Annotated in this window: 20 protein-coding genes; 13 read left to right on the top strand and 7 right to left on the bottom strand. The window is 55.9% G+C overall.

The genetic code is table 11. From position 1 onward, the window contains the following. The first annotated feature begins 24 nt into the window (after positions 1-24). From yrfG to hslO, 3 genes are read left to right on the top strand one after another with little or no spacing between them, the layout of a single operon-like run. The gene (gene yrfG / locus MY052_RS01710; RefSeq protein ID WP_035892109.1) at positions 25-693 is read left to right on the top strand and encodes a GMP/IMP nucleotidase; all 669 of its coding nucleotides are present in this window, start codon (positions 25-27) and stop codon (positions 691-693) included. 10 nt (positions 694-703) lie between these two features. Next, entirely contained in the window at positions 704-1105 is a 402-nt protein-coding gene (hslR, locus tag MY052_RS01705) for a ribosome-associated heat shock protein Hsp15 (RefSeq protein WP_123650866.1), read from the top strand. Between the two features lie 23 nt (positions 1106-1128). Continuing rightward, on the top strand, positions 1129-2007 hold the full coding sequence (hslO, locus tag MY052_RS01700; RefSeq protein WP_248538120.1) for an Hsp33 family molecular chaperone HslO: 879 nt from the start codon (positions 1129-1131) through the stop codon (positions 2005-2007). 84 nt (positions 2008-2091) lie between these two features. On the opposite strand, the gene MY052_RS01695 is transcribed toward hslO, so the two are convergent. Continuing rightward, positions 2092-3810, bottom strand: a complete 1719-nt coding sequence (locus tag MY052_RS01695; protein WP_248538119.1) for a DUF4153 domain-containing protein — start codon at positions 3808-3810, stop codon at positions 2092-2094. A gap of 368 nt (positions 3811-4178) precedes the next feature. Between MY052_RS01695 and pckA the strand changes: the two genes are divergently transcribed. After that, positions 4179-5795 (top strand): phosphoenolpyruvate carboxykinase (ATP), encoded by a 1617-nt coding sequence (gene pckA, locus MY052_RS01690; RefSeq protein ID WP_123650868.1) that lies wholly within the window; start codon positions 4179-4181, stop codon positions 5793-5795. Between the two features lie 137 nt (positions 5796-5932). On the opposite strand, the gene envZ is transcribed toward pckA, so the two are convergent. Continuing rightward, a complete protein-coding gene (gene envZ, locus MY052_RS01685) occupies positions 5933-7285 on the bottom strand; it encodes a two-component system sensor histidine kinase EnvZ (protein WP_202217059.1) in 1353 nt (450 codons plus the stop codon). Then, positions 7282-8001, bottom strand: a complete 720-nt coding sequence (ompR, locus tag MY052_RS01680) for an osmolarity response regulator transcription factor OmpR (protein ID WP_001157751.1) — start codon at positions 7999-8001, stop codon at positions 7282-7284. The genes envZ and ompR overlap by 4 nt, the downstream gene beginning before the upstream one ends. A gap of 229 nt (positions 8002-8230) precedes the next feature. Here ompR and greB point away from each other — a divergent pair, with 229 nt between their 5' ends. From greB to feoC, 5 genes are all read left to right on the top strand, one after another. Then, positions 8231-8704, top strand: a complete 474-nt coding sequence (gene greB, locus MY052_RS01675) for a transcription elongation factor GreB (protein WP_035892118.1) — start codon at positions 8231-8233, stop codon at positions 8702-8704. Between the two features lie 99 nt (positions 8705-8803). Beyond that, positions 8804-11137, top strand: a complete 2334-nt coding sequence (locus tag MY052_RS01670; protein ID WP_248538118.1) for a Tex family protein — start codon at positions 8804-8806, stop codon at positions 11135-11137. A gap of 438 nt (positions 11138-11575) precedes the next feature. Further along, entirely contained in the window at positions 11576-11800 is a 225-nt protein-coding gene (gene feoA / locus MY052_RS01665) for a ferrous iron transporter A (protein WP_035892120.1), read from the top strand. A gap of 31 nt (positions 11801-11831) precedes the next feature. Beyond that, positions 11832-14150 carry a Fe(2+) transporter permease subunit FeoB gene (gene feoB / locus MY052_RS01660; RefSeq protein ID WP_248538117.1) on the top strand — a complete coding sequence of 773 codons (2319 nt, stop codon included), beginning with the start codon at positions 11832-11834 and terminating at the stop codon, positions 14148-14150. Between the two features lie 8 nt (positions 14151-14158). Beyond that, complete coding sequence (feoC, locus tag MY052_RS01655; protein ID WP_035892123.1) at positions 14159-14395, top strand: [Fe-S]-dependent transcriptional repressor FeoC; 237 nt, start codon at positions 14159-14161, stop codon at positions 14393-14395. A 49-nt stretch (positions 14396-14444) separates the two neighbouring features. On the opposite strand, the gene MY052_RS01650 is transcribed toward feoC, so the two are convergent. Together MY052_RS01650 and bioH are read right to left on the bottom strand one after the other, a co-directional pair. Continuing rightward, positions 14445-14714, bottom strand: a complete 270-nt coding sequence (locus MY052_RS01650; RefSeq protein ID WP_035892124.1) for a YdgH/BhsA/McbA-like domain containing protein — start codon at positions 14712-14714, stop codon at positions 14445-14447. 109 nt (positions 14715-14823) lie between these two features. Beyond that, positions 14824-15606 (bottom strand): pimeloyl-ACP methyl ester esterase BioH, encoded by a 783-nt coding sequence (gene bioH, locus MY052_RS01645; protein WP_248538116.1) that lies wholly within the window; start codon positions 15604-15606, stop codon positions 14824-14826. Positions 15607-15644: 38 nt separating this feature from the next. On the opposite strand from bioH, the gene gntX reads away from it, so the two are divergent. The 3 genes from gntX (at position 15645) to gntT (ending at position 18684) form a co-directional block, all read left to right on the top strand. After that, on the top strand, positions 15645-16319 hold the full coding sequence (gene gntX / locus MY052_RS01640) for a DNA utilization protein GntX (protein ID WP_248538115.1): 675 nt from the start codon (positions 15645-15647) through the stop codon (positions 16317-16319). Positions 16320-16377: 58 nt separating this feature from the next. After that, positions 16378-16953, top strand: a complete 576-nt coding sequence (gene nfuA, locus MY052_RS01635; RefSeq protein ID WP_035892128.1) for a Fe-S biogenesis protein NfuA — start codon at positions 16378-16380, stop codon at positions 16951-16953. A 414-nt stretch (positions 16954-17367) separates the two neighbouring features. Then, on the top strand, positions 17368-18684 hold the full coding sequence (gene gntT / locus MY052_RS01630) for a gluconate transporter (protein ID WP_248538114.1): 1317 nt from the start codon (positions 17368-17370) through the stop codon (positions 18682-18684). 140 nt (positions 18685-18824) lie between these two features. On the opposite strand, the gene malQ is transcribed toward gntT, so the two are convergent. Continuing rightward, positions 18825-20909 carry a 4-alpha-glucanotransferase gene (gene malQ / locus MY052_RS01625; protein ID WP_248538113.1) on the bottom strand — a complete coding sequence of 695 codons (2085 nt, stop codon included), beginning with the start codon at positions 20907-20909 and terminating at the stop codon, positions 18825-18827. A gap of 9 nt (positions 20910-20918) precedes the next feature. Continuing rightward, the gene (gene malP / locus MY052_RS01620; protein WP_202217054.1) at positions 20919-23309 is read right to left on the bottom strand and encodes a maltodextrin phosphorylase; all 2391 of its coding nucleotides are present in this window, start codon (positions 23307-23309) and stop codon (positions 20919-20921) included. 620 nt (positions 23310-23929) lie between these two features. On the opposite strand from malP, the gene malT reads away from it, so the two are divergent. Beyond that, positions 23930-26635 (top strand): HTH-type transcriptional regulator MalT, encoded by a 2706-nt coding sequence (gene malT / locus MY052_RS01615; RefSeq protein WP_202217053.1) that lies wholly within the window; start codon positions 23930-23932, stop codon positions 26633-26635. The last annotated feature ends 29 nt before the right edge of the window (positions 26636-26664 follow it).

Below are 26664 nucleotides of genomic sequence, written 5' to 3'. Positions count from 1 at the left end.
ATTTCTTCCGTCTGGAGACTCACCATGCATTTTGATATCGCCTGGCGCGAGGTAGACACCGTTCTTCTGGACATGGATGGCACGCTGCTCGACCTCGCTTTTGATAACTATTTCTGGCAAAAACTGGTGCCAGAAACCTATGGCGCAAAGCTGGGTATCACGCCTCAGGCGGCACAGGAAGCCATTCGTCAGGAGTACCATGCGGTACAACATACGCTAAACTGGTACTGTCTGGATTACTGGAGCGAGCGTTTGAGCCTGGATATCCGTTCGATGACCAGCGAGCAGGGCCCGCGCGCCGTGCTGCGTGAAGACACCATCCCTTTTCTGAACGCGCTTAAAGCGAGCGGAAAGCGACGTATCCTGCTGACTAATGCGCATCCGCATAACCTGGCGGTTAAGCTGGAACACACCGGTCTTGGCGAGCACCTTGATTTATTACTTTCCACCCATACATTTGGTTATCCGAAAGAGGATCAGCGGTTATGGCGGGCAGTTGAGAAACATACGGGTCTGGATGCCGAGCGCACGTTATTTATCGACGATAGCGAGCCCATTCTGGATGCCGCCGCCCACTTTGGGATCCGCTATTGCCTCGGTGTGACCAACCCCGACTCCGGCCTTGCGGAAAAGCAGTACCTGCGTCATCCCGCGCTTAACGATTACCGTCGTCTGATCCCCTCACTTCAGTGAAGGAGCGACCATGAAAGAGAAGCCTACCGAAGGCGTCAGGCTGGATAAATGGCTCTGGGCGGCGCGTTTTTATAAAACGCGTGCCGTCGCCCGAGAGATGATTGAAGGCGGCAAAGTTCACTATAACGGGCAGCGCAGTAAGCCCAGCAAAGTGGTTGAACTGAACGCCCTGCTGACGCTTCGCCAGGGAAACGACGAGCGCACCGTGGTGGTGAAAGGCATCACGGAGCAGCGACGTCCGGCAACGGAGGCCGTCACGCTCTATGAAGAGACGGCGGAAAGTATCGAGAAGCGCGAAAAAGTCGCCCTGGCGCGCAAACTGAATGCGCTGACCATGCCGCACCCGGACAGACGTCCGGATAAAAAAGAGCGGCGCGACCTGATGAGATTTAAATACGGCGACAGTGAATAACTGCCACCCCAAGAGAGAAAATTATGACTCAACACGATCAATTACATCGCTATCTGTTTGAAAACTACGCCGTGCGTGGCGAACTGGTCACCGTATCCGAAACGCTCGAACAGATCCTGGCAGGCCATAACTATCCGCAGCCGGTAAAAAACGTGCTGTCCGAGCTGCTGGTCGCCACCAGCCTGCTGACCGCAACGCTGAAGTTTGAAGGTGATATCACCGTTCAGCTACAGGGCGATGGCCCGATGACGCTGGCGGTCATCAACGGCAACAACCATCAGCAGCTGCGCGGCGTCGCGCGCGTGCAGGGTGATATCCCGGCAGATGCAGACCTGAAAACGCTTATCGGTAACGGTTATCTGGTGATTACCATCAGCCCGGCCGAAGGCGAGCGCTATCAGGGTGTCGTTGGTCTGGAAGGCGATACGCTGGCGGCCTGCCTGGAAGATTACTTCCAGCGTTCCGAACAGCTGCCAACGCGACTGATTATCCGTACCGGCGAATCCGACGGTAAACCAGCTGCTGGGGGTATGTTGCTGCAGGTGATGCCAGCGCAGAACGCACAGCCGGAAGATTTTGAGCACCTGGCGGCGCTGACCGACACCATCAAGGCCGAAGAGCTGTTCACGCTGCCGGCCAACGATGTGCTGTGGCGTCTGTACCACGAAGAAGAAGTCACCCTGTATGACCCGCAGGACGTGGAATTCAAGTGCACCTGTTCCCGCGAACGCTGCGCTGGCGCGCTGAAAACCCTGCCGGACGAGGAAGTTAACAGCATCCTCGAAGAGGAAGGCGAAATTGATATGCATTGTGATTACTGCGGTAGCCACTATGTGTTCAATGCCATGGATATTGCAGAGATTCGCAATAACGCGGCACCGTCTGACCCGCAGGTTCATTAAGTTCTGAGCCTTTCCCGGTGTCACTTCGCTTGGCCGGGCTACGAAAGTTTGTAGCCCGGCCAAGCGCAGCGCCGCCGGGAAAAATCAGCGCCGATACTCCAGCACTACCGTCTCATCCCCCAGCGTAATATCTTTCCACGCCTTCGGTTTTGCCCCTAACGCTCCATCCTTCGCCGCCTGAAGCAGCTTCGACTTGTTCAAGCCGGACGGCAGCGACGCACTCGCCTTATATTCCCAGCCTTTCTCGCCCTGAGCAAAGACCAACACGGTACGATCGCCAAAGGCATACAGCACCTGCTCCGCCTTCCCATCACCGTTCAGATCCTGACTCACCAGCACGCAGCTGCCAACCTCGCTGCACGACTCCACTCTGTAGCGTTGCTCAATCACCGCGGCCCATAGCGCATTATCTGGCGGCATGCGGCCCGGAAGGATCGTCACGTTTTTCGCCAGTGCTTCGGCGGTCAGTTTTATCGTCGGACTCAGATCGCCACTCAACAACCGCTTAAGCTGCTGCTGACGCTTCGCATCCTGGGTGAACGCTTTATCTTGCTGTAGCTCAAGCAGCGCCGCGCGCCCAGGCTTGCCGCTGTGCGACAGCATATACAGACTCACCTGGTCGGCATTGATTTTACCGCTATGGTAACGGCTCATATGACTATTCACGCTGATGCGCCAGCTATCCAGCACCGGGGTATAAAGCAAGAAAAGTAGCGCGAGCCCCAGTAATGAGACCGCCAGATTGACCCGCCCTAACTGAGGTGAAGGATCTTCACGACGGCGCAGCAGGCCAATCAGATAGCCAACCGACCAGACCAGCAGCACCGCCACCACCAGCACGCCGTGCAGGCGATCCGACGTCCAGCCATACTGCCCAATACGTACCCATAGCGCCCAACCGGCAATCAGCACGTAGACCGGCGTCAGCATCACTGCCGTCTGAATCAACAGCCGCAGCAGACGCGGATAGCCAAGACGCGTAGCATTGGGTTCCCAGACCATCGCGGTGAGCAACAACTGCACAAAAGCCAGCGCCGAGAGCAATGCCGCCGCAGAGAAGCGCTGGGAAATTGCCGTCACGCCTGCAAACGGCAGCGTCACCAGGAACAACAGCGCCAGCAGCGAGACCAACGGCAGCAGACCGGTAGCAATCAGCGCCAGCAGCTTGTGGATAGCGGTAATCAGTCGTTCATTCTGGCGTGCAAGGATAACCGTCAGTGCCGTCACCAATCCAATGCAGACAAAGACAAACCACCGCGTATCGAAGAACAACCGCGAGAAGAAGGTGATATTGGCCAGTTCAAACAGCCCGCTCCAGAGCAGCAAAACCAGCCAGACCAGGCCGTTGGCTACGCCAATCAGCAACAACGTCAGCACGTTTTGCCACTGCTGAGCATAAAAGTACGCATATCGCGGGAGGCCCGTCGCAGGCTGAATACGGTATTGCAGCCACGGCAGCGCCAGCAGTGCCATCAGCAGCAGACACCAGCCGTAGGTCCATAGCGCGTCATACTGCCGCCATTGGTCTTCCTCATTAAGGTTGAGCTTTAGCCAGCCTCCCATTCCCAGCACGACAACCAGTACCACCGCCAACCAACACCACAGCGCACGCTGTTTAAAAGAGACCACGGTGAACAGCAGCACAGAGGAAAATGCCAGGCTTCCCGGCAAAGCGTAAAACATCCAGCCGCTATCTTTTGGGATCAAATAGAGGGTCAGCAAATAGCACACGAGCCCTTGTACTATGCCGGTTAGCGCCATACCCCAGCGAGTTGGCGGTGAAAGAGGAGTCACAGCATCCATTTCGATATTCTCATCCCAGAAGTGAGGAAAAAGCGCGTTTTGCGCACCGATTAGAACGTTAAATGTAGATTTTGCTCAGCGTGGTGAATCGATTTTTTACCTGAAAGCATTACGTAATTTTCTTTCATAAATGCGATTAATTTCACATTTATGCTGTCCATTAAACCATTTTGTAACCATTTAAGAACATTCGTGCCAATTTTGGGGCTTTTCCTGTCATAATCCGAGTCGCTTCGTGACAGGAGTCACAATGTTTTCGTAAGTAAGACGTTTGTCGGGATACGTAAATCTATGAGCCTGGTCGCGGTCAACACCCCTAAAATACCCATAGAATTTATAGCAGTACATATTGGCTAAGGAGCAGTGAAATGCGCAACGGTATAACCCCGCAGGACCTCAAGGCTTATGGTATTAACGACGCACAGGATATCGTCTACAACCCCGATTACGATACATTGTATCAAGAAGAACTCGATCCTAACCTGGAAGGTTATGAGCGCGGTGTCTTAACAAATCTGGGCGCAATTTCTGTCGACACCGGTATCTTTACCGGCCGTTCTCCGAAGGACAAATATATCGTTCGCGACGACACGACGCGCGACACGGTATGGTGGTCTGATAAGGGCAACGGAAAAAATGACAACAAGCCTCTGTCACCTGAAATCTGGCAACATCTTAAAGGCCTGGTCTCCCAGCAGCTTTCCGGCAAGCGCCTGTTTATCGTCGATGCCTACTGCGGCGCGAACGAAGACACACGCCTGTCCGTCCGCTTTATTACGGAAGTCGCCTGGCAGGCGCACTTCGTGAAGAACATGTTTATCCGTCCAACTGATGAAGAACTGAAGACGTTCAAACCAGACTTCATCGTGATGAACGGCGCAAAATGCACTAACCCACAGTGGAAAGAACAAGGTCTCAACTCGGAAAACTTTGTCGCGTTTAACCTGACAGAGCGCATCCAGCTGATTGGCGGGACCTGGTACGGCGGCGAAATGAAAAAAGGGATGTTCTCTATCATGAACTACCTGCTGCCGCTGCAGGGCATTGCTTCTATGCACTGTTCCGCTAACGTCGGCGAGAAAGGCGACGTGGCGGTCTTCTTCGGCCTGTCCGGCACCGGTAAAACCACCCTTTCCACCGATCCAAAACGTCGTCTGATTGGCGATGACGAACACGGCTGGGATGATGACGGCGTGTTTAACTTTGAAGGCGGCTGCTACGCGAAGACCATCAAGCTCTCCGAAGCCGCTGAGCCGGATATCTATCACGCGATCCGTCGCGACGCGCTGTTGGAAAACGTGGTGGTGCTGGCCGACGGTACTATCGACTTTAACGACGGTTCCAAAACGGAAAACACCCGCGTCTCCTACCCGATTTACCACATCGACAATATCGTGAAGCCGGTGTCGAAAGCGGGCCACGCCACCAAGGTTATCTTCCTGACCGCCGATGCTTTCGGGGTTCTGCCGCCAGTATCGCGCCTCACCGCCGATCAGACGCAGTACCACTTCCTTTCTGGCTTCACCGCGAAGCTGGCAGGTACCGAGCGCGGCGTCACCGAGCCGACCCCAACCTTCTCCGCCTGCTTCGGCGCGGCGTTCCTGTCGCTGCACCCGACGCAGTACGCTGAAGTGCTGGTAAAACGCATGCAGGCCGCAGGCGCACAGGCTTACCTGGTGAATACCGGCTGGAACGGCACCGGCAAACGTATCTCTATCCAGAATACGCGCGCGATTATCGATGCCATCCTCGACGGTTCTCTGGACAACGCAGAAACCTTCACCCTGCCAATGTTTGACCTGCAGATCCCAACGGAACTGCCGGGCGTAGACACCCACATCCTCGACCCGCGCAGCACCTACGGTTCGCCGGAGCAGTGGCAGGAAAAAGCACAAGCGCTGGCGAAGCTGTTCATTGAAAACTTCGAGAAATACACCGATACCCCGGCAGGCGCCGCGCTGGTGAGCGCAGGGCCGAAGCTGTAACGGCATCCCCGGAGTCGGCGTATCAGCCTCGCCCGGGCTACTTGTTTCTAATGTAGCCCGGCCGAGCGAAGCGACGCCGGGACAACACACCGCACCACACAAACAAAAACCGCCGGGGTTTCCCCCAGCGGTTTTTTTTAGCTCTCTTTCGTCGGCGTCGGTGGACGACTTCCCGGCACTGGCAGCCAGGCGCGTATCAGCAACCCGCCGCGTTCGCTGGTATCAAGCTCCAGCAACCCGTTGTGGTTATCGATAATACGCTGCACGATGGCCAGCCCCAGACCTGTTCCGCTGATAGTACGGGCGCTATCGCCACGAACAAACGGTTGGAACAGGTGCTTACGCTGCTCGGGTTTAATGCCCGGGCCATCGTCTTCTACCTGGAACCAGGCACGATGCGCTTCACGACCGCTGCTGACTTTAATCCAGCCGTTGCCATAACGCGCGGCGTTCACCACCATATTGGCCAGCGCACGCTTGATAGACAGCGGATGCACCCTTACCGGGATCTCGTCGTTGAACAATGCGGTATCAATTTCGCGCTCGTAGCCGCTTTCCGCTGCGATCACTTCACCCAGTACCGTGTTGAGGTCGATAGACTCCAGCGGCATCTCCTGACCGGTACGCAGATAGTCAATAAACTGCTCGATGATGGCGTTGCACTCTTCAATATCTTTATTGATAGATTCAGCGAGATAACCATCCTCTTCACCCATCATCTCCGTCGCCAGGCGAATACGCGTCAGCGGCGTGCGAAGGTCATGGCTGACACCGGCCATCAACAGCGTACGGTCGTCGGAAAGCTGCTTCACGCCTGCGGCCATATGGTTAAAGGCTCGGGTAACCGAACGCACCTCAGACGCACCGTATTCACGCAGCGGCGGAGGAATAATGCCTTTCCCGACCTGAAGCGCGGCGTGCTCCAGGTCGACCAGGGGTCGGTTCTGGATGCGGATAAACAGCCACGCGCCGCCTATCGCCAGCAGCATAATCGCCAGGGTATAGCGGAAGAGCGGAGAGAAGTCTCCCTGATGGATTTCGGTTAACGGCACGCGCACCCAGATATTGGGTGACAGCCAGGTCTTCAACCAGACCACCGGGGAGCTTTTATTGACTTCAACGCGCACTTCAGTCGGCCCGCCCAACTGCTGGGCCATCTGCTGACTTAAGAACTCGTAGTGTTGAGCCCAGCGTAAACCGGCCTCTTCAGCGGCTTCATCGGAATAGAGTGAGATACCCAGTTCACGATAGATCTCGCGGCGAAATGCCGGCGGCACGACAAGCTGCGTGCCGTCTTCCAGCTGCAGTTTATCGGTCATCAGCATACGGACTTCGTAGGCTAAGACCTTATTAAACTGCTGCAGGCTTGGCAAAATCGCGAAGTTCAGCACCACAAGATAGGTTGTCACCAGGCTGACAAACAGCAGGGTGACAATCAACAGTAACGTGCGGGCAAACGAACTTCGAGGCGAGAAGCGAAGTCGCCTCATGCTTTAGAACCGTCCGGGACGAACACGTAGCCCAGACCCCAAACGGTCTGAATGTAGCGTGGGTGAGCCGGATCTTCTTCCACCATGCGGCGCAGGCGAGAAATCTGCACGTCGATGGAACGTTCCATCGCCGAGTATTCGCGACCACGGGCCAGGTTCATCAGCTTATCGCGAGACAGCGGTTCACGCGGGTGGCTGACCAGCGCTTTCAGTACCGCAAACTCACCGCTAGTGAGTGGCATAGGCTCATCTTCGCGGAACATTTCGCGAGTACCGAGGTTCAGCTTGAACTTACCGAAGGCGATAACCGCTTCTTCCTGAGAAGGCGCGCCCGGCAGTTCGTTCGCCTGACGACGCAGCACCGCACGAATACGGGCCAACAGTTCACGCGGGTTGAACGGTTTCGGAATGTAATCGTCGGCACCGATTTCCAGGCCCACGATACGGTCAACTTCTTCCCCTTTCGCCGTCACCATGATGATCGGCATCGGGTTGCTCTGACTACGCAGACGACGGCAAATCGACAGACCGTCTTCGCCTGGCAGCATTAAATCCAGAACCATCAGATGGAATGATTCACGAGTCAGTAATCGGTCCATCTGTTCGGCGTTAGCTACGCTTCGAACCTGGAAACCCTGCTCGGTCAGATAACGTTCCAGCAGCGCGCGCAGGCGCATATCGTCATCCACAACAAGAATCTTATAATTCTCTTGCATTGTTTTTACTCCCAAAGGTTCGCAACAATTATTCAGCATGTATTCTCAAAAAAGCCTGCGCTTGCGACCAGCTAAATCTGGTATAAATTCCAGGCTAAATTGTTACAAAGCATATTTAACAGCGAGTTAAGTATACAATGAATCTTAATACACATTATTTATTCTGTCGGCATACTCGCGTAATACGTATTGTGCGTATTCTTTCCTCGGCAGCAGGTAAGCACGGAACATGAAAACACAGTTGATCACCCGTGAAGGGTACGAAAAACTCAAAAAAGAGATGGATTATCTCTGGCGCGAAGAGCGCCCGGAGGTCACAAAGAAGGTGACCTGGGCCGCAAGCCTTGGCGATCGCAGTGAGAATGCTGACTATCAGTATAATAAGAAACGCTTAAGGGAGATTGACCGACGCGTTCGTTATTTGACCAAATGCCTGGAAAATCTGCGCATTGTCGATTATTCGCCGCAGCAGGAAGGCAAAGTCTTTTTCGGCGCCTGGGTTGAGATAGAAAACGACGACGGCGATACCAAGCGTTTTCGCATCGTCGGCTACGATGAGATTTTTGGTCGCAAGGACTATATCTCCATCGACTCGCCGATGGCCCGCGCGCTGCTGAAGAAAGAGGTCGGCGACCTGGCGGTGGTCAACACCCCGGCGGGTGAAGCAAGCTGGTACGTGAATGAGATCGAATACGTAAAATAAGACCGGAACAATCCGAAGCCCCTGCTGATGACTGGCATTTTTGCCAGTCAATCCGTATAACTGTCCCCTGATTTTATGACCTAACAGTGAAACCAAGCCATGATGAATGATTCGCTCTGCCGCATTATTGCGGGTGAACTTCAGGCCAGAGCCGAACAGGTGGAAGCCGCCGTTCGCCTGCTTGATGAAGGGAACACCGTGCCGTTTATTGCACGTTATCGTAAGGAAATCACCGGCGGACTGGATGATACGCAGCTGCGTAATCTGGAAACCCGCCTCGGGTATCTGCGTGAGCTGGAAGACCGCCGTCAGGCCATTCTGAAATCCATCGGTGAGCAAGGTAAGCTGACCGAGGCGCTGGAAAAAGCCATCAACGGCACGCTCAACAAAACCGAGCTGGAAGACCTCTACTTACCTTACAAACAAAAGCGCCGCACCCGCGGGCAGATTGCCATTGAAGCGGGCCTTGAGCCGCTGGCCGACCTGCTGTGGAGCGAGCCGTCCCACGATCCGGAAACCGAAGCCGCTAAATTTATCGATGCCGATAAGGGCGTTGCGGACACCAAAGCGGCCCTTGATGGCGCACGCTATATCCTGATGGAGCGCTTCGCGGAAGATGCAGGCCTGCTGGCGAAAGTGCGTGACTACCTATGGAAGAACGCCCATCTGGTTGCCAAAGTGGTCAGCGGTAAAGAAGAGGAAGGCGCTAAGTTCCGCGACTACTTCGACCACCACGAACCTATTTCCACCACCCCTTCCCACCGCGCGCTGGCGATGTTCCGCGGGCGTAATGAAGGCGTGCTGCAACTTTCTCTCAACGCCGACCCGCAGTTCGACGAGCCGCCGAAAGAGAGCTACTGCGAACAGATTATTATCGACCACCTCGGCCTGCGCCTGAACAACGCGCCGGCGGACAGCTGGCGTAAAGGCGTGGTGAGCTGGACCTGGCGCATCAAGGTGCTGATGCACCTCGAAACCGAACTGATGGGCACCGTGCGCGAACGTGCGGAAGATGAGGCAATTAACGTCTTCGCCCGCAACCTGCACGACCTGCTGATGGCTGCACCGGCTGGCCTGCGTGCCACCATGGGCCTTGACCCGGGCCTGCGTACCGGCGTCAAAGTGGCAGTAGTTGACGGTACCGGCAAGCTGGTCGCCACCGACACCATTTATCCGCATACCGGTCAGGCGGCGAAAGCCGCGGTTGTCGTCGCCGCACTGTGCGAAAAGCACAACGTAGAACTGGTGGCTATCGGTAACGGGACAGCATCTCGCGAAACCGAACGCTTCTTCCTCGACGTACAGCAGCAGTTCCCGAAAGTCACCGCCCAGAAGGTGATCGTCAGCGAAGCTGGCGCATCCGTCTACTCTGCCTCTGAACTGGCGGCGCTGGAGTTCCCGGACCTAGACGTTTCCCTGCGCGGCGCGGTGTCTATCGCCCGTCGTTTACAAGATCCGCTGGCAGAGCTGGTGAAAATCGACCCGAAATCCATCGGGGTCGGCCAATATCAGCATGACGTTAGCCAGACTCAGCTGGCGCGTAAGCTTGATGCAGTCGTAGAAGACTGCGTAAACGCCGTCGGCGTAGACCTGAACACCGCCTCCGTGCCGCTGCTGACCCGCGTAGCGGGCCTGACGCGCATGATGGCGCAGAACATCGTCGCCTGGCGCGACGAGAACGGTCAGTTCCAGAATCGCCAGCAGTTGCTGAAGGTGAGTCGTCTGGGGCCAAAAGCGTTTGAGCAGTGCGCTGGCTTCCTGCGCATTAACCACGGCGACAACCCGCTGGATGCCTCAACCGTTCACCCGGAAGCCTATCCGGTGGTCGAGCGTATTCTGGCCGCCACGCAGCAGGCGCTGAAGGATTTAATGGGCAACAGCAGTGAGCTCAGAAATCTGAAAGCCTCTGAATTCACCGACGAGCGTTTCGGTGTGCCAACCGTTACCGACATCATCAAAGAGCTGGAAAAACCGGGCCGCGATCCGCGTCCTGAGTTCAAAACCGCGAAGTTTGCCGATGGTGTAGAAACCATGAACGACCTGCTTCCGGGAATGATCCTCGAAGGCGCCGTTACCAACGTCACCAACTTTGGTGCGTTCGTGGATATTGGCGTGCATCAGGATGGCCTGGTCCACATCTCTTCGCTGGCAGATAAGTTTGTCGAAGACCCACACACCGTGGTGAAAGCGGGCGATATCGTCAAAGTGAAGGTGCTGGAAGTGGATCTGCAGCGTAAACGCATTGCGCTGACCATGCGCCTTGACGAGCAGCCGGGTGAAACCAACGCCCGTCGCGGTGGCGGTAACGATCGCAGCCAGAGCAACAACCGCCCGGCAGCGAAAGCGGCAAAACCTCGCGGACGCGAAGCGCAGCCTGCGGGCAACAGCGCGATGATGGATGCGCTGGCAGCCGCCATGGGCAAAACACGCTAATCGAAACCAGTAGCCCGGCCGAGCACAGCGACGCCGGGAACCGCTCCAGAGCCTCCCCGACGTCGGCGTTAAAACGCCTCGACCGGTCTGCCGCTTATTTGGCATATCTCAGCCATTATTATCTTCCGTTCAGCTTTTAATAATAAGCCTCATCACGTTTTATTTTATTAACCAATGAAACCTTAATTAAACATTAAGCGAAGAAAATAATATTTAATTCATTCACAGCTACAATGCGTTGCTTGCGTCATATCAAAAAAAGTGCAAATTCCGTTCGAAATTCCCACCGATCGCATAATATGTATTGATGATAAAAACCATTCTCATTATCATCATATTCAGTAAGCTTTATTCTTTTATTCTGTGACGATGCCCCGACTGCCGCCAGGCAGCACGCGGGTTCCCTCTCGTTCAGCTAGCGATATACAAGTAGGTTCTATGCAATTTACACCTGATACTGCGTGGAAGATTGTCGGTTTCTCCCGCGAAATTAGCCCAGCCTATCGTCAGAAACTGCTGTCACTGGGTATGCTGCCGGGATCGTCCTTTAATGTGGTTCGCGTTGCACCACTCGGCGATCCTATTCATATTGAAACTCGCCGCGTCAGCCTGGTGCTACGTAAAAAAGATCTCGCGCTAATAGAATTAGAATCCATCGCGTAATAACTTCAGCCCGGCACTAAGAGTCTGAAAAATGAAAAAATTAACCATCGGTTTAATTGGTAATCCTAATTCCGGCAAGACAACCTTATTTAACCAGCTCACCGGCGCGCGCCAGCGCGTGGGCAACTGGGCCGGGGTAACGGTTGAGCGTAAAGAAGGTGCATTCTCCACCACCGATCATCAGGTCACCCTTGTCGACCTGCCGGGCACCTACTCGCTGACCACCATTTCGTCGCAAACCTCGCTGGATGAGCAAATTGCCTGTCACTACATTCTGAGCGGCGACGCCGACCTGCTGATTAACGTGGTCGATGCCTCCAACCTCGAGCGTAACCTTTACCTGACGCTGCAACTCCTCGAACTGGGCATTCCGTGCGTGGTGGCGCTGAACATGCTCGACATTGCCGAGAAACAGCAAATCCGCATCGACGTGGATGCGCTCTCTGCCCGCCTCGGCTGCCCGGTTGTACCGCTGGTTTCCACCCGCGCTCGCGGAATTGAAGCGCTGAAAATGGCCATTGACCGCCATCAGGGCAACCAACAGGTTGAACTGGTGCATTACCCGCAGCCGCTGCTGCGCGAAGCCGATAACCTGGCAAAAGAGATGTCGCAGGAAATCCCTGAACGTCAGCGCCACTGGCTGGGTATGCAGATGCTCGAAGGTGACATCTATAGCAGCGCCTACGCCGGTGATGCCGCACACAAGCTGGACGTTTCCCTGGCGCATCTTAGCGAAGAGATGGACGACCCCGCACTGCACATCGCCGACGCGCGCTACCAGAGCATTGCCGCGATTTGCGATGCCGTCAGCAACACCCTGACCGCCGAGCCAAGCCGCTTCACCGCCGCGATGGATAGAATCGTCCTCAACCGCGTGCTGGGCTTGCCGATTTTCCTGTTCGTGATGTACCTGATGTTCTTGCTGGCGATTAACATCGGCGGTGCGTTGCAGCCAATCTTCGACGGCGGCTCCGTTGCCATCTTTATCCACGGTATTCAATGGATTGGCTACCAGATGCATTTCCCGGACTGGCTGACGGTCTTCCTGGCGCAGGGTATCGGTGGCGGTATCAACACCGTGCTGCCGCTCGTGCCGCAGATCGGCATGATGTACCTGTTCCTCTCCTTCCTTGAGGACTCCGGGTACATGGCGCGCGCCGCATTCGTCATGGACCGTCTGATGCAGTCTCTGGGTCTGCCGGGTAAATCATTCGTACCGCTGATCGTCGGCTTCGGCTGTAACGTACCATCGGTCATGGGCGCACGTACCCTCGATGCCCCGCGTGAACGTCTGATGACCATCATGATGGCGCCGTTTATGTCCTGTGGCGCGCGTCTGGCTATCTTCGCCGTCTTCGCCGCCGCCTTCTTTGGCCAGGGCGGAGCGCTGGTGGTCTTCTCCCTGTACGTGCTGGGTATTGTTATCGCCATCCTGACCGGCCTGATGCTCAAATACACCATCATGCGCGGTGAAGCGTCGCCGTTCGTGATGGAACTGCCGGTGTACCACGTACCGCACATTAAGAGCCTGATTATCCAGACCTGGCAGCGCCTGAAAGGCTTCGTACTGCGCGCCGGTAAAGTTATCGTTATCGTCAGTATCTTCCTGAGCGCGCTGAACAGCTTCTCGTTCAGCGGCAAAATCGTCGACAACATCAACGATTCCGCACTGGCCTCCGTCAGCCGCGCGATCACCCCGGTGTTTAAACCGATTGGCGTGCATGATGATAACTGGCAGGCCACCGTGGGTCTGTTTACCGGTGCGATGGCGAAAGAAGTGGTGGTCGGTACGCTGAACACCCTCTACACCGCCGAAAACATTCAGAACGAAGAGTTTAATCCACAGGAATTCAGCCTCGGTGAAGAGCTGCTCGCCGCAGCGGATGAAACCTGGCAAGGGCTGAAAGGCACCTTTAGTCTGAGCGTACTGGCTAACCCAATCGAAGCCAGTAAAGGCGACGGTAATATGGAAACCGGTGCCATGGGCGTGATGAGCAGTAAATTCGGCAGCGCGGCAGCAGCCTACAGCTACCTGATTTTCGTTCTGCTCTATGTTCCGTGCATCTCGGTGATGGGGGCGATTGCCCGTGAGTCGAGCCGCGGCTGGATGACCTTCTCCATTCTGTGGGGTCTGAACATCGCCTACTCACTGTCTACTCTGTACTACCAGGCGGTGAGCTTCAGCCAGCACCCACGCTACAGCCTGGTGTGCATCCTGGCGGTGATTCTGTTCAACGTGGTGGTGATTGGTCTGCTGCGCCGTGCCCGTAGCCGGGTGGATGTTTCCCTGCTGGCGACAAGCAAAACCCCGACATCCTGCTGCTCTAGCCCGGCAGGCGATTGTCACTAGGAGTCAACATGGCATCATTGATTGAAGTACGCGATATGCTGGCATTGCAGGGACGCATGGAAGCTTCACAGCTCAGCGCCCAACTGCATACGCCGCAGCCGCTGATCGATGCCATGCTGAGTCGCCTGGAAGCCATGGGGAAAGTCATGAAAATTGACGAAGAACCTGATGGATGTCTGACCGGCAGTTGTAAAAGCTGCCCGGAAGGAAAAGCCTGCTTACGTCAGTGGTGGGCGCTACGCTAAAACGTATTCCCGGCGTGAACAAACGCCGGGAATAACATGTTCGACCGACTTACTTATAGACGTCCGCATTACCGTGAACGGTTTTCTCGTTCTTCTCACCCGCAATGATCACATAGTACTTGCCGCCCAGCTCATCCGCCTTTTTAGACAGATCGTGTTTAGCATCCATTGGCGAGGTCGTGTTTGACGTAGTGATGTTACCGATTTTGGTCAGATTCATCTTAGCAACGTCTTCTTTAGTGATTTCCTTGGCCGCAAATGCGCCAAATGAAAGCGAACCGATAACCAGAGATGCAACAATACCTGTAACAAGTTTCATAGGCCTACACTCCATTCAGTTATTTTCGTAGGTGACAGTGGCCCGCCGAAATAGCCAGCCACCGTAACAAGTTAAGTATTGCTACAAATTTGCCATTTACCACGTCAGGCTAAAAATTATTCCGTAAGCGTTGTTTGAGCGCCAGCAACGGTTCGCAGAATGCCTGCGGATGCGAAATAAACGGCGCATGAGCCGCCTTATCAAACACCAGCGATTCGCTCTGCGGCCACTGGGCATCCAGCAGCGGTACAATTTTTCTTGGAACCAATCCATCAAGCCGACCGTATAGACGCAGGAACGGTACCGTCAGCGCGGCGAGCGGCTGGCGCAGGTCAGCGGTTTTAAGGATCTCCAGCCCGCCGTTCAGTACCTCGGAAGAGGGCATCGGCAGGGATAGCACCGTCTGCTTCAGCGCACGGGCATCCTGACGGGCGCTTTCAGTGCCCAGCGTTTGCAGCGCCAGGAAACGCTCTACGGTGCGCTGGAAGTCTTCGCTAAGCTGTTGCTGGAACCCGCCGAGCACCTCAGGCTTAATGCCCGGCCACTCTTCATGCGCGCTAAAACATGGTGACGATGCGACGGTGACCAGCGCCTCAACGCGTTCCGGGTGGCGTAATGCCACTTCGCTTGCCACCAGTCCTCCCAGGCTCCAGCCAAGCCAGATAGCCTTTGCTGGCGCTTTTTCCAGCACGCGATCGGCCATCTCTTCCAGCGAAAGTGCACCAAATCCGCCGCTGCGACCATAGCCCGGTAGGTCCACCAGATGCAGCGTAAAATGCGCGCCTAATTCCGGCGTGATGCAATCCCAGACCTGGGCATTCAGCCCCCATCCGTGCAGCAGCACAAGATGACAATTTCCTTCGCCCGTGGTTTGCCACCAGATGTCGTTCATCAGCTATTGTTCTCGTTTTATCAGTTCAGGAGGCGATTATGCTAACAGTCCACGGCTCGTGCTGGCTATGCAAAATGCCGCTGGCGCTACCGGCGTGGGGTATCTGCTCGCGCTGCACCGGCGCGGTCACTCTCCGCATTTGTCTTTGTCCACAGTGCGGGTTACCTTCAGCCGACAGAAACGTCCCCTGCGGGCGCTGCTTGCAAAAACCGCCGCCCTGGCAACGGCTGGTCGCGATTAACGACTATCAACCGCCGCTCAGTACCTTGATTCATCACTTCAAGTTTAGCGGTCAGGCAGAGCTGGCTCCTGCACTGGCGCGCCTACTGCTGCTGGCCGTGCGGCAAAACGCCACGCGACCTATGCCGCAACAGCTTATCAGCGTGCCGCTGTGGCAACGCCGTCACTGGCGTCGGGGGTATAACCAGAGCGAGCTGCTCTGCCAGGCGCTGGCAAAATGGCTGCCCTGTGAGTTCAACTCGCGCGCGCTTACCCGTACCCGCCCAACGGCGACGCAGCATCAGCTCAGCGCGCGGCTGCGCAAGAAGAACCTGAAAAATGCGTTCCAGCTTGAATTACCGGTTCAGGGTCGCCATATGGTTGTTGTGGATGATGTCGTCACCACGGGCAGCACCGTTGCCGAGATTTCCCGGCTTCTTTTGCGAAATGGCGCGGCGAGCGTTCAGGTATGGTGTCTGTGTCGCACCTTGTAGACCCCCATCTATGGGCGTATTATAACCAACTAAAGTAGTCAACTATTAGGTCAAAGCTATGATCCGTATTTCCGATACTGCGCAAGCGCACTTTGCCAAACTTCTGCAAAATCAGGAAGAAGGGACACAGATCCGTGTATTTGTGATTAACCCTGGTACGCCTAACGCAGAATGCGGCGTTTCTTATTGCCCGCCGGATGCGGTGGAAGCAAGTGATACTGCCCTGAAATTTGAACAGCTCACCGCCTATGTCGACGAGCTGAGCGCTCCGTATCTCGAAGATGCGGAAATTGATTTCGTCACCGATCAGCTGGGTTCTCAGCTGACCCTGAAAGCGCCAAACGCGAAAATGCGTAAAGTGTCCGACGATGCACCGCTGATGGAGCGCGTTGAATACATGCTGCAGTCGCAGGTGAACCCTCAGCTGGCTGGCCACGGTGGTCGCGTGTCGCTGATGGAAATCACTGACGACGGCTACGCCATCCTGCAATTTGGCGGCGGCTGTAACGGTTGTTCAATGATTGATGTCACCCTGAAAGACGGTATCGAAAAGCAGCTGCTGGCTGAATTCCCGGAACTGAAAGGCGTGCGCGATCTGACCGAGCACCAGCGCGGCGAGCACTCTTACTACTAAGTTCGCTCCGCGCTCATCCCCGGCGGCGCTTCGCTTGGCCGGGCTACCTATGTTTGTAGCCCGGACGAGGCGTTTACGCCGACCACGGGGATGTACTTCTCCCCACGACATCATGTTACCGCGCAACATTCCTCCCAAATTCCCGCTCGACGCACTGCAATAACCCTACCAATAATTTGACTACCGTCGCAGATTTCACATTTCCATGCCCAGGGTTATTCTCAACCTCCACATGTTACCCGTATCATCGCAACACACACCACCGCGTTAAATAAATAGCCAGCTATTCTTTGCTGAGTCATACAACATCAAGGTGGCGTGGAGAAGTCAGTACCTATTCCCTCTGTAGGGGCAATTGGACGTTGTCGCAACAACAGTGACGTTACCCATAACAAATTAAAGGCTGGATAAATTATGCCATTAATCATCGTAGCTATCGGGGTTATCCTCTTATTACTGCTGATGATCCGTTTCAAAATGAACGGGTTTATCGCTCTGGTTCTGGTGGCTCTGGCCGTCGGGCTAATGCAGGGCATGCCCCTGGACAAAGTTATCGTCTCCATTAAAAACGGCGTCGGCGGCACCCTCGGCAGCCTGGCGCTGATTATGGGCTTCGGCGCCATGCTCGGTAAGATGCTGGCAGACTGCGGCGGCGCACAGCGTATCGCCACCACCCTTATCGACAAATTTGGTCGTAAGCACATTCAGTGGGCCGTCGTCCTGACCGGCTTCACCGTCGGCTTCGCGCTGTTCTATGAAGTGGGCTTCGTGCTGCTGCTGCCGCTGGTATTCACCATCGCCGCTAACGCACGTATTCCGCTGCTGTACGTTGGTGTGCCAATGGCCGCGGCGCTCTCCGTGACCCACGGCTTCCTGCCGCCGCACCCGGGCCCTACGGCTATCGCCACCATCTTCCACGCGGATATGGGTAAAACCCTGCTGTACGGTACGCTGCTGGCCATCCCAACCGTGATCCTGGCGGGCCCGGTTTATGCGCGCTGCCTGAAAAGCATCGACAAGCCGATCCCGGAAGGTCTGCACAACCCGAAAACCTTCACCGATGCAGAGATGCCGTCCTTCGGCGTGAGCGTCTGGACCTCTCTGGTGCCGGTCATCCTGATGGCGCTGCGCGCTATCGCTGAAATGGTGCTGCCAAAGGGCCACGCCCTGCTGCCTGCCGCTGAGTTCTTCGGCGACCCGGTGATGGCAACTCTGATTGCAGTGCTGATTGCTATCTTCACCTTCGGCCTGAACCGTGGCCGTTCTATGGATGACATCAACGATACGCTGATCTCCTCCATTAAAATTATCGCCATGATGCTGCTGATCATCAGTGGTGGCGGTGCCTTCAAGCAGGTACTGGTCGACTCCGGTGTTGATAAGTACATCGCGTCTATCATGCACGAGTCCAACGTTTCTCCGCTGTTTATGGCCTGGTCTATCGCCGCCGTGCTGCGTATTGCGCTGGGTTCTGCCACCGTTGCCGCTATTACCGCTGGCGGTATCGCCGCGCCGCTGATTGCCACCACCGGGGTTAGCCCTGAGCTGATGGTTATCGCCGTCGGTTCCGGCTCCGTTATCTTCTCCCACGTGAACGATCCAGGCTTCTGGCTGTTCAAGGAGTACTTCAACCTGACTATCGGCGAGACCATCAAGTCCTGGTCGATGCTGGAAACCATTATCTCGGTTTGCGGTCTGGTAGGTTGTCTGCTGCTGGGGATGGTGGTGTAACGCTGCATTCCCGCCGTCGCTCCGCTCGTCCGGGCTACCGTTACGGTCATAGCCCGGACGAGGTGCAATAGCACCGACTCCGGGGAGGTTCAGAAACAACAGATACAAAAACGCCGGGGAAATCCCCGGCGTTTTTCTTTTTACTTCTTCTTACTCGCCGCTTTCCGCCGCTTGTCCAAATCCTTAATCAGCTTGTTCACCCCGTCATCGGCAAACATCGCCTCCAGCGAAGTGGAGAGCTTGCGTCGCCAGTTCGGATATTCAGAGCTGGTACCAGGGATGTTGACCGGGCTGGACATCTGCAGCCAGTCTTCCGGCTGAAGCCCAAGCAGCGCGCTGTTGCTGTCGGCGATATAGCGTTGCATTCCGCGACTCAGCGTTGCCGTCATCGACATCAATGACGCCTTATGCCCCGCACGTTTCGGCAGCGTGCCGTACTTGTGCAATGCATCTAGCAGGCCCTGCTTCGCCCGGGCGCGATCCTGATAAAGCCCAAGCAGCACGTCCGCATCAGGATAAAGCCCTAATGTATTTCCGAGGGCCAGGTCGTCACCTTCCCAATAACCGCGCAGCGTCGGCAGGTCGTGGGTGGTTGCCACGGCCATCGACTGCTCCGGATAGGCTTTCGGCGCGCGGAAGTTCTTCTCACTATCATTTTCAAAGTAGAGCACTTTGTACGAGTAAACGCCGCTTTTGCGCAGCTTACCGACAATCTCCACCGGTACGGTGCCAAGGTCTTCGCCAATCACCATACAGCGATGACGTTTACTCTCCAGCGCCAGAATCGACAGCAGCGCATCCACCGGATATTGCACGTAAGCGCCGTGATCGGCGGTTTCACCATACGGGATCCACCACAAACGCAGCACCGACATCACGTGGTCAATACGCAGCGCGCCGCAGTTCTTCATGTTGGCACGCAGCAGTTCGATAAACGGCTCATAGGCACGCGCGGCGATGATATGCGGATCCATCGGCGGCAGGCCCCAGTTTTGCCCCAGCGGGCCGAGGATATCCGGCGGCGCGCCGACGGAGGCTTTCAGGCAGTACAGCTCGCGGTCGCACCAGGTTTCCGCGCCGCCTTCGGCCACACCCACCGCCAGGTCGCGGTAGAGGCCAATCGGCATGGCATCGCTCTGGCTGGTCTCCCAGCAGTCGGCAAACTGGGTATACGCCAGCCATTGCAGCCACAGGTAGAAATCTATGTCATCGGCATGCTTCTTACAGAACGACTGCACGTCCGAGCTTTCAATATTCTGATATGCCTTCGGCCAGGCAGGCCAGCCCCAGCGCAGCTTATCTTCTTTCACCTGATGGGCGTGCAGCGCGTCATACGCCGCCTGCCAGTAAAGACTCTCCCCTTCTTTATCGACAAAGTAACGGAAGGTCGCCATCTGCTCATCGTTGCGTTTGGCAAAGCGTTTCCACGCCATACGCAGCGCCGTCATTTTCAGTTCGGTCACCGCGGTGTAATCCACCTGCTCCACGTCGCGTGCCGCTTTCAACTTCTTCTGAGTTGCCGGCAGCTTCCACCATGCCTGCGCCTCGTCGCTCAGCGCAAAGTCTTCCACGGCGTTCACGTCGATATAGATAACGTTCATCCAGCGGCGCGAAGATGGGCTATACGGGCTGGCGCTTTCCGGATTGGCCGGGTAGAGCGCATGAATCGGGTTGAGGCCGATAAACGACCCGCCGCGCTTCGCCACTTCCGGCAGCATCGCCTTCAGGTCGCCGAAGTCGCCGATACCCCAGTTTTTATCCGAACGCAGGGTGTAGAGCTGCACGCAGGCACCCCACAGCTTTTTCGCCTCTTTCAGCGGCTGCGGTTCATAACAACGTTCGGGAGCAATAATCGCCCGGCAGTGCCAGCGCTGATCGCCCTGGGTCAGGGTTAACGAGTGATACCCTTCCGGCAGCCGGGTCGGCAGGCTGAGCGTTTTACCGCCCGCCGCCTGACCATGATACTGCTTGCCCTCTTCGGTGGTGAGGATCCAGCTAAACTCGCCCTTCCCCTCCACCGCCAGCGTCATCTTCTTACCATACGTCCAGACCATCACGTTGGGTATCGGCGTGGCCGCCACGTCCGTGGCGGCGGTATGATGCATTGCGTCAAGCAAACGCCGTTTGGTGTCGGCACCAATAGACTGCGGCTTGCCGTGGGCATTGATGTAATTTGGGCTAATACCCGCCGCTAGCGCGGCATTATCGAGGCGTTTGCTCTCCATGGCCTGTCCTTAGCGTTTTGCCTGCCAGATGCGTTTCTGATAATCGCGGATAGAACGGTCAGAGCTGAACATGCCACAGCGAGCGGTGTTCAGGATTGCCGCACGGGTCCACGCGTCCTGATCGCGGTAGAGCACATCAACCTGCTTCTGCGCTTCAACATAAGCCGCAAAGTCCGCCATCACCAGGTACGGGTCACCGCCCTGCTTGCCAATGCTGTGCAGCATCTGGTCGAAAGCGTGTTTGTCGCCGTCGCTGTATTTGCCGCTTTCCAGCTCTTTGAGCACCGCGTCCAGCAGCTTGTCGGCTTTACGCCATTTCAGCGGATCGTAGCCTTTGGCTTTAAGTTCTTTCACCTGCTCGACGGTATGGCCGAAGATAAAAATGTTCTCAGAACCGACCTGCTCGGCGATTTCCACGTTCGCACCGTCCAGCGTACCGACGGTCAGCGCGCCGTTGAGCGCCAGCTTCATGTTGCCGGTACCGGAAGCTTCTTTACCCGCCGTGGAGATCTGCTCAGAGACATCCGCCGCCGGAATCAGCATCTCCGCCGCGGATACACAGTAATCCGGCAGGAAGACCACTTTCAGCTTATCGCCCACTTTCGGGTCGTTGTTGACGGCTTCGGCCACTTTGTTGATAGCAAAGATAATGTTCTTCGCCAGATAGTAGCCCGGTGCCGCCTTCGCCCCGAACAGGAACACGCGCGGTACGCGGTCGGCCTCTGGGTTTTCACGGATTTCTTTGTACAGCGCCAGAATGTGCAGCAGGTTCAGATGCTGACGTTTGTACTCGTGCAGGCGTTTGATTTGAATATCAAAAATCGCGTTGCTGGAAATCTCAATGCCGGTGCGTGCCTTAACAAACTTCACCAGGCGCTCTTTGTTCGCCAGCTTGATGTCGCGGTACTGCTTACGGAACTTCGCATCGTCCGCATATTTTTCCAGATTGATCAGCTGATCGAGATCGTTCGCCCACTCTTTTTTCAGCGATTTATCCAGCAGCGCGGCAAGCGCCGGGTTGCACTGTTTGATCCAGCGACGCGGCGTGATGCCGTTGGTCACGTTGTGGAAACGGTTCGGCCAAAGCTGGTGATATTCCGGGAACAGGTCTTTCACTACCAGGTCAGAGTGCAGTGCTGCGACACCGTTAACCGCAAAACCGCTCACCACGCACATGTTCGCCATGCGCACCTGCTTGTTGTGCACCACGGCAAGTTTCGCCCAGACGGCTTCATCGCCCGGCCAGGTGGCATCAACCAGCTTCTTAAAGCGGTCGTTAATTTCTTTGATAATCTGCATGTGACGCGGCAGCAGCGCTTTCACCAGTTTCTCATCCCAGCACTCCAGCGCTTCTGGCATCAGGGTGTGGTTGGTGTAGGCGAAGGTTTTGCTGGTAATCGCCCACGCATCGTCCCAGCTCATCTGGTGCTCATCAATCAGCACGCGCAGCAGTTCAGGAATGGCGATGGTTGGGTGCGTATCATTAAGCTGGATAACTTCAAAATCAGCCAGTTCATGCAGCTTACGGCCCGCCAGATGGTGACGGCGCAGAATGTCAGCCACGGAGCAGGCGCACTGGAAGTACTGCTGCATCAGGCGCAGCTTTTTACCCGCGGTGTGGTTGTCGTTCGGGTACAGCACTTTGGTCAGCTTTTCGGCGTCGATACCCTGCTGCTCAGCGCGCAGGAAATCACCGTCATTGAATTTGGTCAGGTTAAATGGATGCGCGTGCTTGGCCTGCCACAGACGCAGCGGCTGCGCTACGCCGTTACGGTAACCCAGCACCGGCAGATCCCAGGCTTCACCGGTAATGGTGAACGCCGGCTGCCATTCCCCTTTGACAACTTTACCGCCAATGCCCACCTGCACGTCCAGCGCGGCGTTATGACGGAACCACGGGTAGCTGCCGCGCTGCCAGTCATCCGGCGCTTCCATCTGATGACCGTCGTCGAAGGACTGACGGAACAGGCCATATTGATAATTCAGACCATAGCCGGTCGCCGACTGGCCCACGGTCGCCATCGAGTCAAGGAAGCAGGCGGCCAGACGGCCCAGACCACCGTTGCCGAGCGCCGGGTCAGTCTCTTCTTCCAGCAGGTCGGTCAGGTTGATGTTGTAGGCTTTCAGCGCCTCGCTCACCCCTTCATACCAGCCGAGGTTAAGCAGGTTGTTGCCGGTCAGGCGGCCAATCAGGAACTCCATTGAGATGTAGTTCACGTGGCGCTGACCTTTCTCCGGTTTCGCTACCGGCTGCGCGGAGAGCTGTTCTGCCAGCGCACCGCTCACAGCCTGCCACCACTGGTGGGACGTCATCTCGGTGGCGGCCTGCAGGCCAAATCGCTGCCACTGACGCGTCAGGGCAGCCTGGAATGAATCGTGATTGAAAGTAGGCTGTGACATAGCGAATTCGAATCCTTTTACATAGACATTGGCGTTAGTGTGCCTGGCTGAATGATGGACTTCCTCATCCCGTCCAGGATTAGACAGGGAGGAGTCGCAGGGATGAGCGAAAAGTGTGATCGCCGCCACTATAACGTTAGCCGTTGGCGGTAATTTCGCTCAACTTTCAAACAGCAAGGAGCATCCTTGTTCAGGAGGTCAGTGTCGCGGATCGCATCAAAGATATCTTCGGGCCGGGTCATAAAATGAAATGGCGTTTTGCGATAAATATGTAAATAAGGAAATGATTTCGTCACTAAATAAGCAACAAATTAATACGTATTATTTCTACGGAAATTTACGTGAACTGAATTTTTTTTAACGCCATTTATTTGAGTTCTTTCTCAAATATTATTTCACTCGTAACTACAACAGGTTATGTAAGCCAAGGTTTACGCACCCTGAGCGGCATTCTACGAAGATGGCATTAAATAGAAAAAATTGTGACATATAGCAAATTAGAAGACATCAAAACAGGACATAACTTGCAATACATAGTCATTTGACCGACCTTTGTATGGATTAATTACGAAGCGCAAAAAAAATCTCGTTTTCCAATCCTCACAGTGAAGTGATTAGCTATGTTGATTCCGTCAAAACTCAGTCGACCCGTCCGTCTCGATCACACCGTGATTCGCGACAGGCTGTTGGCGAAACTTTCCGGCGCGAACAATTATCGTCTGGCGCTGATTACCAGTCCGGCTGGCTATGGAAAGACAACGCTTATTTCACAATGGGCAGCAGGGATGAGCGACCTGGGCTGGTATTCTCTCGATGAAGGCGATAACCAGCAGGAACGTTTTGCCAGTTACCTCATTGCCGCTATCCAGCAGGCAACTGGAGGACACTGCGAGGCCAGCGAAAATATGGTGCAAAAGCGCCAGTACGCCAGCCTGAGCTCCCTATTCTCTCAGCTATTCATTGAATTAAGCGAATGGCAGCGACCGCTATACCTGGTCATTGATGACTATCACCTGATAACGAACCCTGTCATCCACGACGCGATGCGCTTTTTCCTGCGTCATCAGCCAGAAAATCTGACGCTGGTGGTGCTGTCACGTAACCTGCCGCAGTTGGGTATTGCCAACCTTCGCGTGCGTGACCAACTGCTGGAAATTGGCAGCCAACAGCTGTCGTTTACTCATGCAGAAACCAAACAGTTCTTCGACTGCCGCTTAGCCGCGCCGATTGAGGCCGCAGAAAGCAGCCGTCTGTGCGATGACGTTGCCGGCTGGGCCACCGCGCTTCAGCTGATTGCGCTCTCCGCACGTCAGCGTAACAACGCCACGCAGCACTCCGCGCGTCGTCTGGCAGGCATTAACGCCAGCCACCTGTCCGATTATCTGGTGGATGAAGTGCTGGATAACGTTGATCCACAGACCCGCAACTTCCTGCTGAAAAGCTCGCTGCTACGTTCAATGAACGACTCGCTGATCGCCCGGGTAACCGGTGAAGAGAATGGTCAGATGCGTCTGGAGGAAATTGAGCGTCAGGGGCTGTTTGTGCAGCGCATGGATAATTCCGGCGAGTGGTTCAACTACCACCCGCTGTTTTGTAGTTTCCTGCGCCAACGCTGCCAGTGGGAACTGGCCGCCGAGCTGCCGGACATTCACCGCGCGGCGGCGGAAAGCTGGATGGCGCAAGGCTTCCCAAGCGAGGCCATTCATCACGCGCTGGCGGCGGGCGACCCAACCATGCTGCGCGATATTCTGCTCAACCACGCCTGGGGCCTGTTCCACCATAGCGAACTGGCTCTACTGGAAGAGTCACTCTCGGCTCTGCCGTGGGAAAGCCTGCTGGAGAACCCGCGCCTGGTGCTGCTGCAAGCCTGGCTGATGCAGAGCCAGCACCGCTACAGCGAAGTCAACACCCTGCTGGCCCGCGCCGAGCAGGAGATGACCTTTGAAATGGACTCCTCCCTGCACGGCGATTTCAACGCCCTGCGCGCCCAGGTGGCGATTAACGACGGTGACCAGGACGAAGCGGAACGCCTGTCTACGGTCGCGCTCGAAGAGCTGCCGCTGGCGAACTTTTATAGCCGCATCGTTGCCACCTCGGTACACGGTGAGGTGCTGCATTGCAAAGGTCTGCTGAGCCAGTCTATTGCCGTGATGCAGCAAACCGAACAGATGGCGCGCCGCCATGATATCTGGCATTACGCGCTGTGGAGCCTTATCCAGCAAAGCGAAATCCTGTTTGCTCAGGGCTTCCTGCAGGCCGCCTGGGAGTGTCAGGAAAAAGGCTTCCAGCTGATCCACGAGCAGCATCTTGAACAGCTGCCAATGCATGAATTCCTGTTGCGCATCCGCGCACAGCTGCTGTGGGCCTGGGCGCGTCTAGATGAAGCCGAAACCGCTGCACGTACCGGTATCGAAGTGTTGAGCGGATTCCAGCCGCAGCAGCAGCTCCAGTGTCTAACGCTACAGGTACAGTGCTCGCTGGCACGCGGCGACCTGGATAATGCCCGCAATCACCTGAACCGCCTTGAAAACCTGCTCGGTAACGGCGCGTACCACAGCGATTGGGTCTCCAACGCCGATAAAGTACGGGTCATTTACTGGCAGATGGTTGGCGACAAAAAAGCGGCGGCTAACTGGCTGCGCCATACGCCAAAGCCAGAGTTTGCCAATAACCACTTCCTGCAGGGCCAGTGGCGTAACATCGCCCGTGCGCAGATCCTGCTTGGCGAGTTCGACTCCGCCGAGATGGTGCTGGAAGAGTTAAACGAGAATGCGCGCGCGCTGCGCTTAATGAGCGATCTCAACCGCAACCTGCTGCTGCTCAACCAGCTGCACTGGCAGGCGGGTAACAAGAATGAAGCCCAGCGCGTACTGCTGGAAGCGTTGCAGCTTGCTAACCGCACCGGGTTTATCAGTCACTTCGTGATTGAAGGTGAAGCGATGGCGCAGCAGCTACGTCAGCTAATTCAGCTCAATACGCTGCCGGAGCTCGACCAGCACCGCGCCCAGCGCATTCTGCGTGAGATTAACCAGCACCACCGTCACAAGTTTGCCCACTTCGATGAAAGCTTCGTCGAACGCCTGCTGAATCATCCGGAAGTGCCGGAGCTTATCCGCACCAGCCCGCTCACCCAGCGTGAGTGGCAGGTTCTGGGGCTTATCTACTCGGGCTACAGCAACGAGCAGATTGCCGGCGAGCTGGATGTGGCGGCAACCACCATCAAAACGCATATCCGCAATCTCTATCAGAAGCTCGGCGTGGCGCACCGTCAGGACGCGGTACAGCACGCACAGAACCTGCTGAAGATGATGGGCTACGGCGTGTAATTTGTGCCTGATGGCGCGGCGCTTATCGG

It is taken from the genome of Kluyvera ascorbata (assembly GCF_023195735.1).
Lineage (GTDB): Bacteria > Pseudomonadota > Gammaproteobacteria > Enterobacterales > Enterobacteriaceae > Kluyvera > Kluyvera ascorbata.
This window is presented reverse-complemented; position numbering and strand designations above follow the sequence as displayed.